We start from the raw sequence: 15,385 nt of genomic DNA on the forward strand, positions 1-15,385 counted from the left end.
CATGCGGCGCGCCCTGGCAGGCCTGTGCCGATGGCTCGCAGCCGGCGCGCTGGCCTGTGCCGCGCTGGCCGCCGCTGCCGCGCCGGCGCCGGCCTGCCAGTGGGCCGACTGGGATGCCTTCCGCCAGCACCTGCTGAGCGCCGACGGGCGCGTGATCGACCGCAGCTCTGACCGGCAGGCCACCGTGTCCGAAGGCCAGGCCTATGGCCTGTTCTTCGCGCTGGTGGCCAACGACCGCGCCAGCTTCGACAAGCTGCTGGCGTGGACCGAGAACAACCTGGCGCAGGGCGACCTGGCCTCGCACCTGCCCGCGTGGCTCTGGGGCCGGCGCACGCCCGCGCAGGAAGCCAGCGCGGGCCACGCGGAAAGCGGCTGGGGCGTGATCGACAGCAACCCGGCTTCCGACGCCGACCTGTGGATCGCCTACGCGCTGCTGGAAGCGGGCCGGCTGTGGCAGGAGCGGCGCTTCACCGCGCTCGGCACCCTGCTGGCGCGGCGCATCCTGCGCGAGGAAACCGCGGTGCTGCCCGGCCTGGGCCGCACCGTGCTGCCGGGACCGCAGGGCTTCAAGCTGGGCACCGGCCACTGGCGCCTGAACCCCAGCTACGTGCCGCTGCAGGTGATGCGCCGGCTGGCCGCGGCGCTGCCGGAAGAGCCGGCGTGGCAGCAGCTGGCCGGCACCTCGGCACGGCTGATGCTGGACACCGCGCCGCGCGGCTTCTCGCCCGACTGGGTCGAATATGAAGCCGGCCGCGGCTTCCTGCCCGACGCGGCGACCCACGCCGAATCGGCCTACAACGCGATCCGCGTCTACCTGTGGGCCGGCATGCTGCCCGCCGACGAGCCCCGGCGCGCCGCGCTGCTGCGCACCTTCACGCCTTTGGCCGATTATGTCGCGGCCAAGGGCTATCCGCCCGAAAGCATCGATACCCGGACCGGGCAGCCCGGCCCGCGCGGCAGCAACGCCGGCAACGGCGGCTTCAGCGCCGCGGTGGCGCCATACCTCGCCGCGCTCGGGCGCGCCGACCAGGCCGCCGCGCAGGCGCGCCGCACGCGCGAGCTGGCGCAGCGCGAACCCGGCGGCCAGGCCGGCTACTACACCCAGGTGCTGACGCTGTTCGGGCTCGGCCATCTCGACGGCCAGTTCCGCTTCGCCCGCGACGGCACGCTGCTGCCCGCATGGAAGACCGGATGCCCGGCGCGCTGAACCCGCTGCTGCTGCCGGCGCTGTTCGGCGCCGCCGCGCTGGCGCCGCTGGCAGCCGCGCCGGCGCTGGCCGAACAGGCCCAGCAGGCCGCCAGGCCGTCGCCCGAAGTGGCGCAGCTGCTGTCCGCGGCGCGCATGTGGGAAGCCAAGAACCGCACCGACATGGCGCGCGGCATCCTCGACAAGGCGCTGCTGATCGATCCCGGCCAGCCCGACGCGCTGATGCTGATGGGCCTGATCGAGCTGCGCTCCAACCGCCCGCTGGAGGCCGAGAAAATCCTGCGCCGGCTGCGCCAGGCCCACCCCGGCCACCCCGCCACGCTCGAGCTCGAAGACGCCTGGCGCATCGCCACGCGCGACAAGGCCGAAATGGCCCGCATCCGGCTGCTGGCGCGCGCCGGCAAGTCCGACGAAGCGATTGCCCGGCTGCGCCGGCTGTTTCCGCGCGGCGCCCCGCGCGGCGAGCTGGCGACCGACTACTACCGCATCCTGGCCGGCACGCCCGCCGGGCGCAGCGCGACCATCGCCGAGCTGCGCACCCGCGTGCGCCAGGAACCGGACGACCTGCGCCTGCAGATGGCCCTGGCCAGCCTGCTGACCGACCGCGAGGCGACGCGCCAGGAAGGGCTCGGCATCCTGCAGCGCATTGCCCGGCGCCCCGACGGCGACCGCAAGGGCGCGCTGGAGATGTGGCGGCGCACGCTCTACAACGTCAGCGACGATCCCGCGTACTACCGGTGGTATGAGGCCTACCTGCAGGAAGTGCCGGACGACGACGCCGCGCGGCAGACGCTGGCGGAGCTCGGCAAGCACGCCGGCGCGCGCCAGCGCGAGCAGGCCAGCCCGGCTGACCAGGCGTACCAGGCGCGGCGCGAAGGCGAGAAGCAGCTGGCGCGCGGCAATGTGCGCGAGGCCGAGACCGCGCTCGAAAGCGCCAACCGCAAGCGCCGCAACGAAGGCGAGACGCTCGGCAACCTGGGGCTGGTACGCCTGCGCCAGGGGCGCCACGACGAAGCGCGCGCGCTGTTCACGCGCGCCGCCGCGCTCGATACCGGCAACCGCGGCAAATGGCGCAGCCTGCAGGGCACCGCCACGTTCTGGGGCACGCTGGCGCGGGCGCGCGAGGCCAATGCCCAGGGCAAGCCGGCGCAGGCCGAAGCGCTGGCGCGCCAGGCGCTGCAGCAGCAGCCTGACAACGCCAACGCGCGCGCCATCCTGGCCGACGCACTGATCGCGCAGGACCAGCCGGCCGAGGCCGAACGGCTGCTGCGCGCCAACCTCGCCGGCCCCGAGCCCGACATCGGCAGCCTGCGCACGCTGGTCAGGGTGCTCAATGAAAGCGGGCGCAGCGACCAGGCCGGTCCGCTGATCGACAGCACCGCGAGCCGCCTCAAGGGTTCGTCCGAAGCCCTGCGCAGCCTGCGCGCCGAACTGCTCGCGCTGCAGGGCGAACAGCTGCTGGCGCAGCGCAAGCAGAGCCCGGCGCTGGCGCGGCTGGAAGAATCGATCCGGCTGGCGCCGCAGGATCCCTGGACCCGCTTCACGCTGGCGCGCGCCTACCGTGACCTGGGCCTGCCGGCGCTGGGCCGGCGGGTGATGGACGAAGGCGTGGCCGCGGCAGGCGCAGCCCAGAGTCCCCAGAGCACCGAGATGCGCTATGCCGCGGCGCTGTACCTGAATTCGGTCGACGACATCGACGCCGCCACTGCGCTGATGGCTGGCGTGCCGGACGCCGAGCGCTCCGACGGCATGCGGCGCCTGGCGGGCAACCTGGCCGCGCAGCGCCTGCTGCGCGAAGCGCGCCAGCTGTCCGCGCAGGGCCGCGAAGACGAAGCGATGGCCAAGTTGCGCGCCGCCGCGGCCGAAGTGCCCGGCGATGCGCAGATGCTGGCCTCGGTCGGGCGCGAATGGATCGCGCTGGGCCAGCCCGACACCGGCCTGAAGCTGGTCACGGACTGGCTCGACGCGCATCCGGACGATCCCGCCATCGACGTGCGCCTGCGCTATGGCGAACTGCTGGCCGCGGCCGGGCGCGACGATGCGCTGCGCGCGTGGATCGCCGACGTGCGCGCGCGTCCCGGCCTGGACGTCGCGCAGCGCGAGGAGCTCGACGATCAGTCGCTGCGGCTGGCAGTGCGCCACAGCGACCGCCTGATTGCCGAGGGCGATTTCGCCGGGGCCCAGCGCACGCTGATGGCCGTGCCCGCGGCACAGCAGCGCGAGCGCCGCTGGCTGCTGGCGCTGGCCGACCTGCGCGAGGCCCGCGGCGACTATGCCGGCGCCGCCGACGCCGCGCGCCAGGTGCTGGCGGCCAACCCCGGGGACGCCGGCGCGCGGCTGATGGTGGCCAACATGCTGGAGCGCCAGGGCGACGAGAAGCAGGCGCTGGAGCTCGTGCGCGCGGTGCTCGCCGATACCCCGGAGGACGATATCGACACGCGCCTGTCGATCGCGCGCCGCTTCACCGCGATGCGGCGCGAGGACGAAGCGCTGGCGGTGGTCGACCCGCTGCGCCAGCGCTATCCCGGGCGCGCCGACATCACGGTGCAGGCCGGGCGCATTGCGCAGTCGCGCGGCGATTTCGACGGGGCCGCGGCGCTGTACCGCGAGGCGCGCGTGCTGGAGCAGCGCGAAGGCGCCGGCCCGGACACCGGAGATCCCGAGGGCACCGCGGCCGGCCGCGCGCTGGCCTCGCTCGAAGCCCGGCGCGAAGGCCAGGTGGCCTCGGCGGTGCTGTTCTCGCACAAGAGCGGCGACCCCGGCATCTCGCGCCTGCTGGCGACCGAGATCCCGCTGTACGTGCGCATTCCGCACCGCTACACCGGCCATGCCTTCTTCCATGCCGACACGGTGCTGCTCGACGCCGGCACGCTGCCGGCCGACAACCTGTCCGCCTCGCGCGACTTCGGGCGCATCCGCGCGCTCGGCAATACCGGCCTGGCGCCCATCGGCCAGAACGACCGCGGCGTGGCGCTGGCCGCCGGCTACGAGTTCGACGGCGCCTACAACAGCTGGCGTGCCGACATCGGCACCACGCCGCTGGGCTTCGCGCGGCAGAACCTGGTCGGCGGACTGCGCTGGCGCGGCGAGATGGGGCCGGCATCGACCACCATCGACGTGTCGCGGCGCGCCGTCACCAGCAGCCTGGTGTCGTACGCCGGCGCCACCGATCCCGCCCATGTCGACCCGTCCACCGGTGCGGTCACGCCCGCGGCCACCTGGGGCGGCGTGGTGCGCAACGGCGTGCATGTCCGCTACGCGCGCGACGTGGGGAGATTCGGCCTGTTCGCCGATCTCGGCTACGGCGTCTACACCGGCCACAATGTGCTGACCAACCGCGAGTTCACCGTGCGCACCGGCTTCGACGTGCCCGTGTTCGTGCGGCGCGACCAGCGCCTGACCAGCGGACTGGTGCTGAACTACTGGCGCTACAGCGAGAACCAGCGCTACTACAGCTTCGGCCACGGCGGCTACTACAGCCCGCAGCGCTACCTGTCGTTCGGCATCCCGCTGGACTGGACCGGGCGCCGCGACAAGCTGTCGTGGCGCGTGCGCGGCTCGGTGGGGCTGTCGAGCACGTACGAGAAGTCGATGCCGTACTACCCGACCGATTCGCGGCTGCAGGCGCTCTCCGGCAATGCCACCTATGACGGCGGCTCCGGCGGCGGCTTCAGCTACACCATCGGCGCGGCGATCGAGTACCGCTTCGCGCCGCACTGGATCGCCGGCGCGGTGTTCGAGATCGACCGCTCGCGCGACTACGCGCCCAACCGCGCGCAGGCCTACGTGCGCTATTTCTTCGACAAGCAGCAGGGCGCCGTGCCCTACCCGCCCACCCCGGTGCGGCCGTATTCGACGTACTAAGCCCACAGACTGAGCCAGCTACCCGCCCACGCCATGAACGACGCCATCCGCCCCACCGCCCCGCCGCCGCGCACGCGCAAGAAGCCGCGCGCCTGGCTGCAGGCGCGCCCGGCGCTGGCCATCGATGCGCTGCCGCCGGCACTGGCGGCGCTCGAGCCGGCCGCCGTGCACGTGGTCTACGCCGATGCCACGCCCGCCTGCGACGCGCTGTTCTGGCAGAGCTCGGCGCGGCTGCTGCGCGCGCGCACCACGGTGCTGTCCCCGCGCCAGCCGGCGGCAATCGCCGACATGCTGCGCGCGCACGGGCTCGACATCGAACGCTCGCGCACGCTGCATCCGCGCGCCAACGTCTGCACGCTGCGCGGCGTGCCCGAGCGCAGCGGCATCGGCGTGCTGACCGAAGCGCTGCAGGCCGTGGTGGACCAGTGCGGCGCGCAGGGCAGCCAGTTCCTGGTGGAAGGCGCGCAGGGGTATTTCCGCTGGGACGACCCGGTCGCGCTGGCCGATGACGGCGAGCTGCTGGCGCAATGGTGCAGCGCCAGCGGCTGCGGCGTGCTGCTGGTGATGGCGCCGCCCGGCGGCGCCGAGGCGCTGCAGCTGCCGTCGCTGGCGGGTTTCCACCGGCATTTCGCCGGCGTGGCGCGGCTGGCGCAGCAGCACGGGCACTTTGTCTGGGAAGTCGGCTTCTGGCGCCACAAGGACGCGATCCTGCCGTCGGAGACGGTGCCGCTGCGCTTCTCGCCCGTGGACGGCGGCCTGGTCGCCGGCAGCAGCGCGGATGCTGCCATCGCACCCGGCGAGGCCCCCACGCTGCTGGCCCCCGACGAGGACCGCATCATCGTCAGCCGCCCGGCCGTGCTGCGCGAACGCTGGATCCCTGCGCACTGGCAGGTGGTCGACGACAACGCCGCCGCGGTGGCGGCCGCGGCCGGTGCGGTCGCGGCCACCGTGGTGCTGCACTACGGCCAGATCGCCGATCTGGAGACGCTGGCCGGCCAGGTGCACCAGCTGCGCCACGACGGCGGCAAGGCGCTCAAGATCGTGGTGCGCGAGGATCACGAGATCCTGCGCCAGCGCTACGAGCTGCTGATCATGACGCTGGGCGCCAGCCTGGTGATCCACCGCAACACGCCGTTCGCCCGCGTGCAGACCATGATCGAGTCGATCCAGGGCCAGGTGTTCTCGCGCCCGATCCTGCCCGACTACAGGCAGGCGCTGTCCGCGGTGGTCGCCACCGCCGCCACCGGCTACGTGCCGCCCGCCGACTTTATCTCGCTGGTGCGGGCCACGCTCGAGCGCAGCAGCGTGATCCGGCTGCCGCACGTGCTGCTGGAGCTGCCGCTGCTGCCCGAGGTGGCGCATGTCGACGCGCTGCGCGCGTGCCAGATGCAGGATGCCGGCGACCTGTGCAGCGCCGGCAGCAACGCGGTCTACGCCTTCTTCTTCGCCTGCCGCATGGAGAACGTCGAGACCGCGTGCCGCCATGTGTTCGTGCGGCCGATGTCCGAGCTGTTCGGCGGCGAGCTGCGCTGCGGCGATGCCGAATCGATCCTGGGCTCGCTCAAGCGTCTCGAAGCCGATATCGCGCAGCGCCCGGTGCAGGACTACAGCGGCTGGCTGGCCAGCCAGCCCGCTCCGTCACCCATCGCGGCGCCGGCGGAACTGGCGCCGCTGGACGCGCCGATCCCGCTGCCGGCGACCGCGCGCGGGCGCCGTGGCCGGCGCGCGCAGCCGCAGGCCTTTGCCATCCCGCTGAAGCCGCGACGCCAGGCATGACCGACAGGAAACCAACATGGACTTGTTTCTCGGCTATTTCATCTGGGGACTGATCCTGGCCGTGCCGGTGGCCTGGGTCGTCTGGCACTTCCGGCTGCTGCGCCTGCTGCCGCGCTGGCGCCTGCCGCGCGCGCGCCGCGCGGTGCGGCTGCCGCCCCAACTGCAGCCGGTGGTGATCCGCGGCCGGCGCTGGCGTGAAGCGCGCGGAGAGCGCGAATGAAGACCGTCGCCATCGTCTCGACCGTCGGCGGCGCGGGCCGCACCACCGTCACCGCCGAACTCGCGACGCTGCTGGCCTGGCACGGCCATCCGGCGCTGGCGGTCGAATGCGACCCGCGCGGCGTGCTTGGCTTCCACTTCGGCCTGCGCGCGCCCGCCAGCGCAGGCTTGTGCAACAGCGCCCAGTGGAATGAAGCGGGGCTGCGCAGCGACGACGGCGTGCTGTTCGTGCCGTGGGGCGATCCCGGCAGCGCCGCCGAGCAAGGCCGCATGGCCGCGTGGATGGAGAGCGACCCGCACTGGCTGCGTGGCCTGCTGGCCCAGGTCGACCTGCCGGCCAATGCGCTGGCGCTGGTCGACAGCGCGCCGTGGCCGTCGCCGCATGCGCGCCAGGCGATCGCCGCGGCGGATCTCGTGCTGGTGCTGGTGCCGCCGCAGCCGCAGACCTGCGCCACGCTGCCGCCGCTGCGCGCGGCGCTGCGCGAGAGCGGCGCCGCCGTGGCCTGCGCGGTCACGCGGCTGCAGCCGGCGCGCCAGCTCCATACCGATATCTCGGTGCTGCTGCGCGCCACGCTCGACGGCGAGCTGCTGCCGTATGAAGTGCACGAGGACGCCGCCGTGCCCGAAGCCTTTGCCCGCGGCGAAAGCTTCTGCCGCAGCACGCCGTACTCGCAGGCGGCGCATGACCTGCAGGGGCTGGCCTCGTGGGTATCGGGCTGGAGCCTGCTGGCCGTGCGCGGCAAGGCCGGACCCGAAAGCGTGCGCGACATGGGCGCCCAGCGGATGGCCACCGAGACCGAGCGGACATGATGCGCGCGCTGCTGCCCCTGCCGCTGCGCCGGCGCGCGGCCGACTGGCTGCAGATGCTGCGCCGCGCGCTGGCGCGCGAGCTGGGCGTGGCCGCCGAGGCCCCGCTCAGCCTGTGGCTGCTGCGCATGTTCTTCCGCACGCCGCCGCGCGGGCGCCCGGACGTGGCGCTGCTTGCCGCCAACTGGGTGCGGCGGCGCCTGCGCCAGCGCCTGGAGATCCCGCGCCACCAGCACGGCCCGGGCATCTGGCTGAGCCGGGCACTGCTGCGGCCGCCGCGCGCACTGGTACCGCTCGCCGCCGGCGTGCACCAGCGCCGCAAGCCGCAGGCGCCGCCCGAGCCCAGCGCACTGCGCCGCTGGTTCCGCGGCTGGCTCGACCCGGTCTACTTCCGCGCCAAGCGGCTGCGCCGGCGACTGCTGGCGCGGCTGCCGGGCATCGACTGGAACCGCGTGGGACAGCGCCTCGAGTCGCTGTCGCCCACGTTGTCCGGCGTGCCGTGGCTGATGCCGGCGCTGCTGGCGCTGGCCGCCGCCGCGGGCATCCTGCTGTGCACCACGCCGCTGCCGCTGCGCGACCAGTTCCTGCTGGTCACGCTGATCATCGCCGGCCTGCTGGTGCTGCGCCGCATCCCGGGCCGCGCCGCCACGCTGACCATGGCCGCGCTGTCGGTGCTGATGGCCGGCCGCTATATCTGGTGGCGCATCACCACCACGCTGCAGTTCGAGAACGTGCCCGAAGCGGTCTTCGGCTACCTGCTGTTCGCGGCCGAGTTCTATACCTGGATTGTGCTGTTCCTGGGCTACGTGCAGACCATCTGGCCGCTCAACCGGCAACCGGCGCCGCTGCCGGCCGATACCGCGAGCTGGCCCACCGTCGACGTGCTGATCCCCACCTACAACGAACCGCTGCGAGTGCTGCAGCCCACCGTCTATGCCGCGCTGGGACTGGACTGGCCGCAGGACAAGCTGCACATCTATATCCTCGACGATGGCGGCCGCGATGAAGTGCGCGACTTCGCCCGCGACGCCGGCGTGGGCTACCTGGCGCGCACCGAGCACGCGCATGCCAAGGCCGGCAATATCAATGCGGCGCTGCGGCACACGCAGGGCGAGTACGTCGCGATCTTCGACTGCGACCACATGCCGGTGCGCTCGTTCCTGCAGGTGACCATGGGCGAGTTCATCGCCGATCCCAAATGCGCGATGGTGCAGACACCGCACCACTTCTTCTCGCCGGACCCGTTCGAGCGCAACTTCGACACCTTCCGCCGCGTGCCCAACGAAGGCAGCCTGTTCTACGGGCTGATCCAGGACGGCAACGACTTCTGGAATGCCACGTTCTTCTGCGGCTCGTGCGCGGTGATCAAGCGCGCGCCGCTGGAAGAAGTCGGCGGCATCGCGGTCGAGACCGTGACCGAGGACGCCCACACCGCGCTGAAACTGCATCGCCGCGGCTACAACAGCGCCTATATCCGCATCGTGCAGGCCGCCGGGCTCGCCACCGAGAACCTCGCCGGCCATATCGGCCAGCGCATCCGCTGGGCGCGCGGCATGGCGCAGATCTTCCGCATCGACAATCCCATGTTCGGCAAGGGCCTGCACCTGTTCCAGCGCCTGTGCTACACCAATGCGATGCTGCACTTCTTCTACGGCGTGCCGCGGCTGATCTTCCTGACCATGCCGATCGCGTACCTGTGTTTCGGGCTGCATGTGATCCACACCTCGGCGGTGCTGATCATGGCCTACGTGCTGCCCTACCTGTTCGTCGCCAACATCACCAACTCGCGCCTGCAGGGGCGCTACCGGCATTCGTTCTGGGCGGAGGTCTATGAATCGGTGCTGGCGTGGTACATCGTGCTGCCGACCACGATGGCGTTCATCAACCCGAAGCTGGGCAAGTTCAATGTCACGGCCAAGGGCGGACAGATCCGCGAGGAATACCTGGACTGGACCATTTCCAAGCCTTACCTGGTGCTGCTGGCGCTGAACGTGGTCGCCCTGCTGCTGGGCTGCGGGCGCATCCTGTTCGATCCCGCCTTCGAACCCTCGGCGATCATCATGAACCTGGGCTGGGCGCTGGCCAACCTGGTGATGCTGGGCGCAGCCATCGGCGTGGCGCGCGAGGCGCGCCAGGTGCGCGTGTCGCACCGCATCCCGATGCGCGTGCCGGCGACGCTGCTGCTGCCCGACGGCCGCACGCTCGCCTGCAAGACCGACAACTATTCGCTCGGCGGACTGGGCCTGGCGCTGCCGGTGGAGGCCAGGGTCGAGCCCGGCACGCACGTGGGCGTGTGCCTGTCGCGCGGCACCCGCAGCTACCATTTCCCGGCGGTGGTGACGCGCAATGTCGAGCGGCAGATGGGCGTGCGCTTCGACGGCATGGACGCGCGCACCGAGCAGCAGCTGGTCCAGTGCACCTTCGGCCGCGCCGACGCCTGGATCCACTGGGTCGACGAGCAGCCGGCGGACGTGCCGCTGCGCGGCCTCAAGGAAGTGATCGAGATGGGCTACCAGGGGCTGCTGCGGCTGGTCGATGCGTTGCGCGGCGCCACCACGGCGCTGGCCGGGCGCGTGCGCCCGCGCCGGCTCTGACCTTACACACAACGGCAACGCGGCAACGCCACGCTTCGGACCATGGGCATCTGGAACCTCTACTTCATCGCCAAGCTGTACCTGGCCTTTATCGGCCGGCTGCATCCGCAATGGCTGCTGAACCTGCTGTTCGCGCTGGTGCTGGCGGTGCGCATCCGCCATCCGGCGCTGTCCGCGCTGCGGCACGTGCTGGCGGTGGTGGCGGGCGCCGCGCTGATGTACCGGGAATCGGACCTGCCGCCGTTCTCGCGCGTGGTGTCGCAGTTCAGCAACCTGCAGGCGTTTACGCCCGCGTACATGCTGGAACTGGCGCAGCGCGTGATCACGCGCGAGATGCTGCTGGTGGCGCTGGCGGCGCTGGTGGTCTTCTGGCTCGTGAACCGCTGGGTGCGGGTGACGACGCTGGTGCTGGGCGCGCTGGTCGCGGTGCCGGTGTGGCAGGCGTTTTACGGTGGCGGCGGGCCGGGCGGCAGCGCCGGCGCGCGCGCCGGCACCGCGGCGCTGGCCACGGGCGCGGCGCCGGCCAGTGGCGGCGCCGAGGTCAACGCCAGCGGCCCGGATGCGCGCCTGGCTGCGTTCCGCAACCAGGAAGCGCTGCGCCAGGTCAGCTTCCCACGGCTGGCGGCCACGCCGGGTACATCGGGTACGTCGGGCACTTCGGGCACTTCGGGCACTTCGGGCACTTCGGGCACTTCGGGCACTTCGGGCACATCAGACACGCAGTACGACGTGATCGTGCTGCATATCTGCTCGCTGTCATGGGACGACCTCGACGCGGCGCGCGCGCGCGACAACCCGCTGCTGCAGCGCTTCGATTTCCTGTTCACCAATTTCAGCTCGGCGGCCAGCTACAGCGGCCCGGCGGCGATCCGCATGCTGCGCGCGGCCTGCGGCCAGCCCGAGCACAAGGCGCTGTACGACCCGGCGCCGGCCCAGTGCCACCTGTTCCAGGCGCTGGCGCAGGCGGGCTTCTCCACGCGCATGCTGCTCAACCACGACGGCCACTTCGACAACTTCCTGAAGGAAGTGCAGAAGGAGATCGGCGTCGACGGCGTCGCGCCGCCTCCCAACACCGGCCTGCCGGTGGCGATGCGCTCGTTCGACAGTTCGCCCGTCATCGGCGACTTCGACGTCCTGCAGCGCTGGTTCCACGATCGCCAGCAGGCCGGCGGCGGGCCGCAGGCGCTGTACTACAACACCGTGACGCTGCACGACGGCAACCGCATGAACGACAACCGGCTGTCCAGCCTGGAGTCCTATCCGCTGCGGCTGTCGCGGCTGCTGGGCGACATCGACAAGGTCATCGAGATGGTGGCGCAATCGGGCCGGCGCGCGGTGATCGTGTTCGTGCCCGAGCATGGCGCGGCCTTGCGCGGCGACGCCAACCAGATCGCCGGCATGCGCGAGATCCCGACCCCGCGCATCATCAACGTACCGGTGGGCGTCAAGCTGGTGGGGCTGGCCAAGCCGAACGGGCGCACCATCACCATCGACGCGCCCACCAGCTACCTGGGCCTGGCGCAACTGCTGTCCAACCTGATTGCCGACAACCCGTTCGCCGCCCAGGCGCCGGACCTGGCCAGCTATGCCAGCGACGTGCCGCACACGCAGATGGTCGGCGAGAACGAGGCCACCGTGACCATGCGCGAGGGCGACGGCTATGTCGTGCGCACGCCGGACGGCGTCTGGATCGAGGGCAAGCCGTGAAGCCGGCCAACGCACGCGGGCTGCCGCTGGCACGCAGCGATATCGACGTCCTCGGCAACGAGGTCGACGGCTTCGACCCGCGCCGCTATTTCGACCACCAGGAAATGCGCGCCGCGCAGGCGGCCGCGCGACGCTGGCCGCTGCTGGCGGGCTTGCTGGGCTATGATGCGGTCGCGCCGCAGGGGTTAGCTGAAGCCGCTGAGCGCGGCTGACCGCAAAGCTAGCGCTCGGCACCCGCGGGTGATACCGTCGCCTACATGCCGCCGCTTAGACATCGCTTAGCCGGCGCGCCCCGCGATCCGCGCCAGAGCCTGCTCCAGCTGCAGACTATCGGCCTGCCGTTTCGCGTCCGAACGCTGTGTCAGGTTGTGCAGCTTGCGTCGAACGCCGGGCAGGTCCCGCGCATGATGCAGGTCGATCAAACCGAAGTCCGGCCGCTCGGCCTCTACCGAACGCAGAAACGCCTGGGACGGCTGGTCCAGCCAGGCTGCAACCCGTTCCAGCAAGCGCGCGCGACTCTGCAGCAGTTGCTCCACGCTCACCGGCGCGGACGTCATTCCGCGAAAGTGCGCGTTGAATGTCGCCTCGAAGTCCGCAGGCTCCCTTGGCGCCAGCATCTCCCAAGCCGGCTTGGGACTGCAGGTCAGATAGACTAGAAAGGTCCGCCAGAGCGTTCCGTCTGCCCTCTCGTCCTCGAGCAGCAGGCTGACATCGAACAGGTCGCGGGGATGCTGGCGCGACAGTGCTGCTGCCAGCTTGCCTGCATAGAGGTCGGCAAAGTCGAGCACCCGCACGGAAGCGAATCCGAATGCCTCCTCCACTTTGGGCCTGACCACCATCTCCCGTACCGGATGGACGGTGCCGCGCATCACCGGTGTGGTCTCGATCTGCACGCGCGCCCGGCCACGGCTGACCACCAGCCGCGTCGCCACGCGACCGCCGTCGCCCGCTGACAATTGGACCTGCAGTTGCCACGGCCGCGCGCGCAGCACGTCGGCCAGTTGTGCCATGGCTGCCTCGATCTGGACCGCGTCGACGGCATAGTCCTGCATCGGCAACCAGGCCAAGTCGATATCCACGGACAGCCGCGGCAGATCATGCTCGAACAGGTTGATCGCTGTGCCGCCCTTGAGTGCGAAGCGCGGCTCCTGGGCGAATACCGGCAGGACGTCGACCAGCAATTGCACCCGGTCGGTGTAGCGCCTGTCCCATTGATCAAGCCAGGTGCTCATCCAGGTCTCCGGGCAAGGTTATCTGATAGGTCGGCTGCAAGCGTCCGCCGGGCACCAGCGCGCGCTTGCCCCGCCCCAGATTGACACCTTGGAGCGGCACATGCGCCAGCCACGCATGCCGATGGCGTTCGGCCAGAGCCAGGAACAGACGCTTGGCTTTGATGCTGTGGCATTGGCGCAGCAGCATGCCGACCCGTTGCGGTCGCAGCGTGGTCATTGCTTGCATCAAGGCATCGGCCTCATAGACCAAGGCCGCATCCGTCACACCACCGCACAGTTCGAGCATGGCCCGTTCCGGGGTGGAGCAAACCAGCGCGTCCGTCCCGGAGCCGGTCTCATGCCAAGCCAATCCCTGATCGAGCAACGCCTTCTCCGGCATTTCAGGCGTGAAGCGCAAAACAGGCCGGTCGAATGGCCCCTTGCCCTGATACTCGAATCGCTCTTTCAACGACAGCTTGCTCACCCAACCCGGAAACCGGTCCGGCCCATAGAGGGTGATGGTGCCGGCTTCGCCCAGCCGCAGGTAGTGCTCGTGCCCCTGCAAGGCGAGCGCAAAGCGCCCTCCGACATGCAGCGACAATGCCTCGCCGACCTGGAGGCTGCGGAGCACGCCCTCCCATTGCAGACGCCCGCCCTTCCTCATATAGACGCCACGGGCTGGCGACACCAGCCAGCCACTGGCCACGTAGCGTGCAACGAGGCTGTTGGAATACCCATGTGCCGCCAGCCACCGGCTCGAAACCAGGGTGGTGTCGCTCAGTTGGGCCAGGAGTCGGTTTAGCTTTCCAGTATTTTGATCACTCATAGTGATTAAAATACACTGTTCATAAACCTGCGCCAACCCCCCTTTGGTTTAGAAATATCGAAATTAGTTCACTGATAGTGTTGTTTTTCCCACGATCGTGAACCGCTACGGGGATAAAGAAGAGAAATCGGCATAGGGGGCAGCCGTCACTGGCTGCGCCCCTGCCACACCACCCGGCATGCGGGTCCGCACCGGGCGGTTCGAGAGGTTGAGGTTATGTGAGGCGGGGTAGCCCCATCCGGTCGAAGTAGGCAATATCCAGCACCGACTTCAGCGCGCCATTGCTGTTGCGCCACCAGCGACGGCTGTTCGCCGCCACCTGTCGGGCCGTCTCGTGCGCCGCACCCAGAGTCTGCAGTTCCCGGTAGATCTTCTGGCCGTGTTGCCAATGCTTGAGCTGAATGGCCCGCAGCCGGTGGCGCAGCCACTGGTCCAGCTCTCGCCAGACGCCGGGTGTTTGCGCCAACCGGAAGTAAGCCTTCCAGCCCTGAACATAGGGGCGCAGCCGGTCCACCACTTCCTGCAGACTCCTCCCGCCTGAGCGGCGCGTCAGTTCGCGGATGCGTTGCTTGAACGTCAGCAGCGGCTTATCTGCCACTTTGCGCTTGAACACGCCCCCTGCGGCCACCCAGAAGCTGTAGCCGAGGAACTTGCGGCCAAACGCGCTCGCCACCGCGCTCTTTGCCTCGTTGACCTTCAGGCGCAGGTCGCCGTACCACCGCCGCAATAGCGCCATCACCCGCTCGCCCGCCCGCCGATTGCGTACATACACGTTCGCATCGTCGGCATAGCGCACGAAGCAATGGCCTCGACGCTCCAACGCCTTATCCACCTCATCGAGCAGGACGTTGGCCAGCAGCGGCGACAGCGGCCCGCCTTGCGGCGTGCCGTCGTACCGTTGCAGCACCACCCCGCCATCCATCAGCCCGCTGTTCAGATACGCCCGGATCAACCGGAGGACTCCGGCGTCCCCGATACGCTTCTGTAGACGGTCAATCAGAATGTCGTGGTTGACCCGGTCAAAGAACTTTTCCAGATCCACGTCCACCACCACTCGCCGCCCCGACTGCACGTACGACTGTGCGGCTAGCACCGCGTCGTGCGCACGCCGCCCGGGCCAGAAGCCATAGCTGTGCTCGCTGAAGGTAGGGTCCAGCTTCGGCTGCTGGGCGCAC

At 70.5% G+C, this 15,385-nt stretch carries 11 protein-coding genes; 8 read left to right on the forward strand and 3 right to left on the reverse strand.

The genetic code is table 11. The annotated features are described in order from the left end of the window. Nucleotide 1 precedes the first annotated feature (1 nt). Genes bcsZ through bcsR form a run of 8 tightly spaced genes read left to right on the forward strand, consistent with a single transcriptional unit; the run spans nt 2 to nt 12,385 of the window. A complete protein-coding gene (bcsZ, locus tag CBM2594_RS09145; protein WP_116356559.1) occupies nt 2-1,207 on the forward strand; it encodes a cellulose synthase complex periplasmic endoglucanase BcsZ in 1,206 nt (401 codons plus the stop codon). Further along, entirely contained in the window at nt 1,180-5,070 is a 3,891-nt protein-coding gene (locus CBM2594_RS09150) for a cellulose synthase subunit BcsC-related outer membrane protein (protein WP_232346590.1), read from the forward strand. Before bcsZ ends, CBM2594_RS09150 begins: the two co-directional genes overlap by 28 nt. Before the next feature lie 33 nt (nt 5,071-5,103). Continuing rightward, entirely contained in the window at nt 5,104-6,846 is a 1,743-nt protein-coding gene (gene bcsE / locus CBM2594_RS09155) for a cellulose biosynthesis protein BcsE (protein WP_116356561.1), read from the forward strand. Nucleotides 6,847-6,862: 16 nt separating this feature from the next. Beyond that, the gene (locus tag CBM2594_RS09160; protein ID WP_116356562.1) at nt 6,863-7,066 is read left to right on the forward strand and encodes a hypothetical protein; all 204 of its coding nucleotides are present in this window, start codon (nt 6,863-6,865) and stop codon (nt 7,064-7,066) included. Beyond that, nucleotides 7,063-7,875, forward strand: a complete 813-nt coding sequence (gene bcsQ / locus CBM2594_RS09165; RefSeq protein WP_116356563.1) for a cellulose biosynthesis protein BcsQ — start codon at nt 7,063-7,065, stop codon at nt 7,873-7,875. The genes CBM2594_RS09160 and bcsQ overlap by 4 nt, the downstream gene beginning before the upstream one ends. Continuing rightward, entirely contained in the window at nt 7,875-10,466 is a 2,592-nt protein-coding gene (gene bcsA / locus CBM2594_RS09170; protein ID WP_373457586.1) for a UDP-forming cellulose synthase catalytic subunit, read from the forward strand. The genes bcsQ and bcsA overlap by 1 nt, the downstream gene beginning before the upstream one ends. A 42-nt stretch (nt 10,467-10,508) precedes the next feature. Next, nucleotides 10,509-12,173, forward strand: coding sequence for a cellulose biosynthesis protein BcsG (bcsG, locus tag CBM2594_RS09175; RefSeq protein WP_116356564.1), 1,665 nt, complete (start codon nt 10,509-10,511; stop codon nt 12,171-12,173). Then, nucleotides 12,170-12,385 (forward strand): BcsR/BcsP family cellulose biosynthesis protein, encoded by a 216-nt coding sequence (bcsR, locus tag CBM2594_RS09180; protein WP_116356565.1) that lies wholly within the window; start codon nt 12,170-12,172, stop codon nt 12,383-12,385. Before bcsG ends, bcsR begins: the two co-directional genes overlap by 4 nt. A 66-nt stretch (nt 12,386-12,451) precedes the next feature. Here bcsR and CBM2594_RS09185 read toward each other — a convergent pair whose 3' ends face one another. The 3 genes from CBM2594_RS09185 to CBM2594_RS09195 form a co-directional block, all read right to left on the reverse strand. After that, nucleotides 12,452-13,405 carry a nucleotidyl transferase AbiEii/AbiGii toxin family protein gene (locus CBM2594_RS09185; protein ID WP_116356566.1) on the reverse strand — a complete coding sequence of 318 codons (954 nt, stop codon included), beginning with the start codon at nt 13,403-13,405 and terminating at the stop codon, nt 12,452-12,454. Further along, nucleotides 13,389-14,210 carry a type IV toxin-antitoxin system AbiEi family antitoxin domain-containing protein gene (locus tag CBM2594_RS09190; protein WP_116356567.1) on the reverse strand — a complete coding sequence of 274 codons (822 nt, stop codon included), beginning with the start codon at nt 14,208-14,210 and terminating at the stop codon, nt 13,389-13,391. The genes CBM2594_RS09185 and CBM2594_RS09190 overlap by 17 nt, the downstream gene beginning before the upstream one ends. Nucleotides 14,211-14,424: 214 nt before the next feature. Then, nucleotides 14,425-15,385: reverse transcriptase domain-containing protein (locus tag CBM2594_RS09195; protein ID WP_116356568.1), on the reverse strand; the 961-nt coding region annotated here is incomplete at its 5' end.

It is taken from the genome of Cupriavidus taiwanensis (assembly GCF_900249755.1).
GTDB classification, from domain to species: Bacteria; Pseudomonadota; Gammaproteobacteria; order Burkholderiales; family Burkholderiaceae; genus Cupriavidus; species Cupriavidus taiwanensis_D.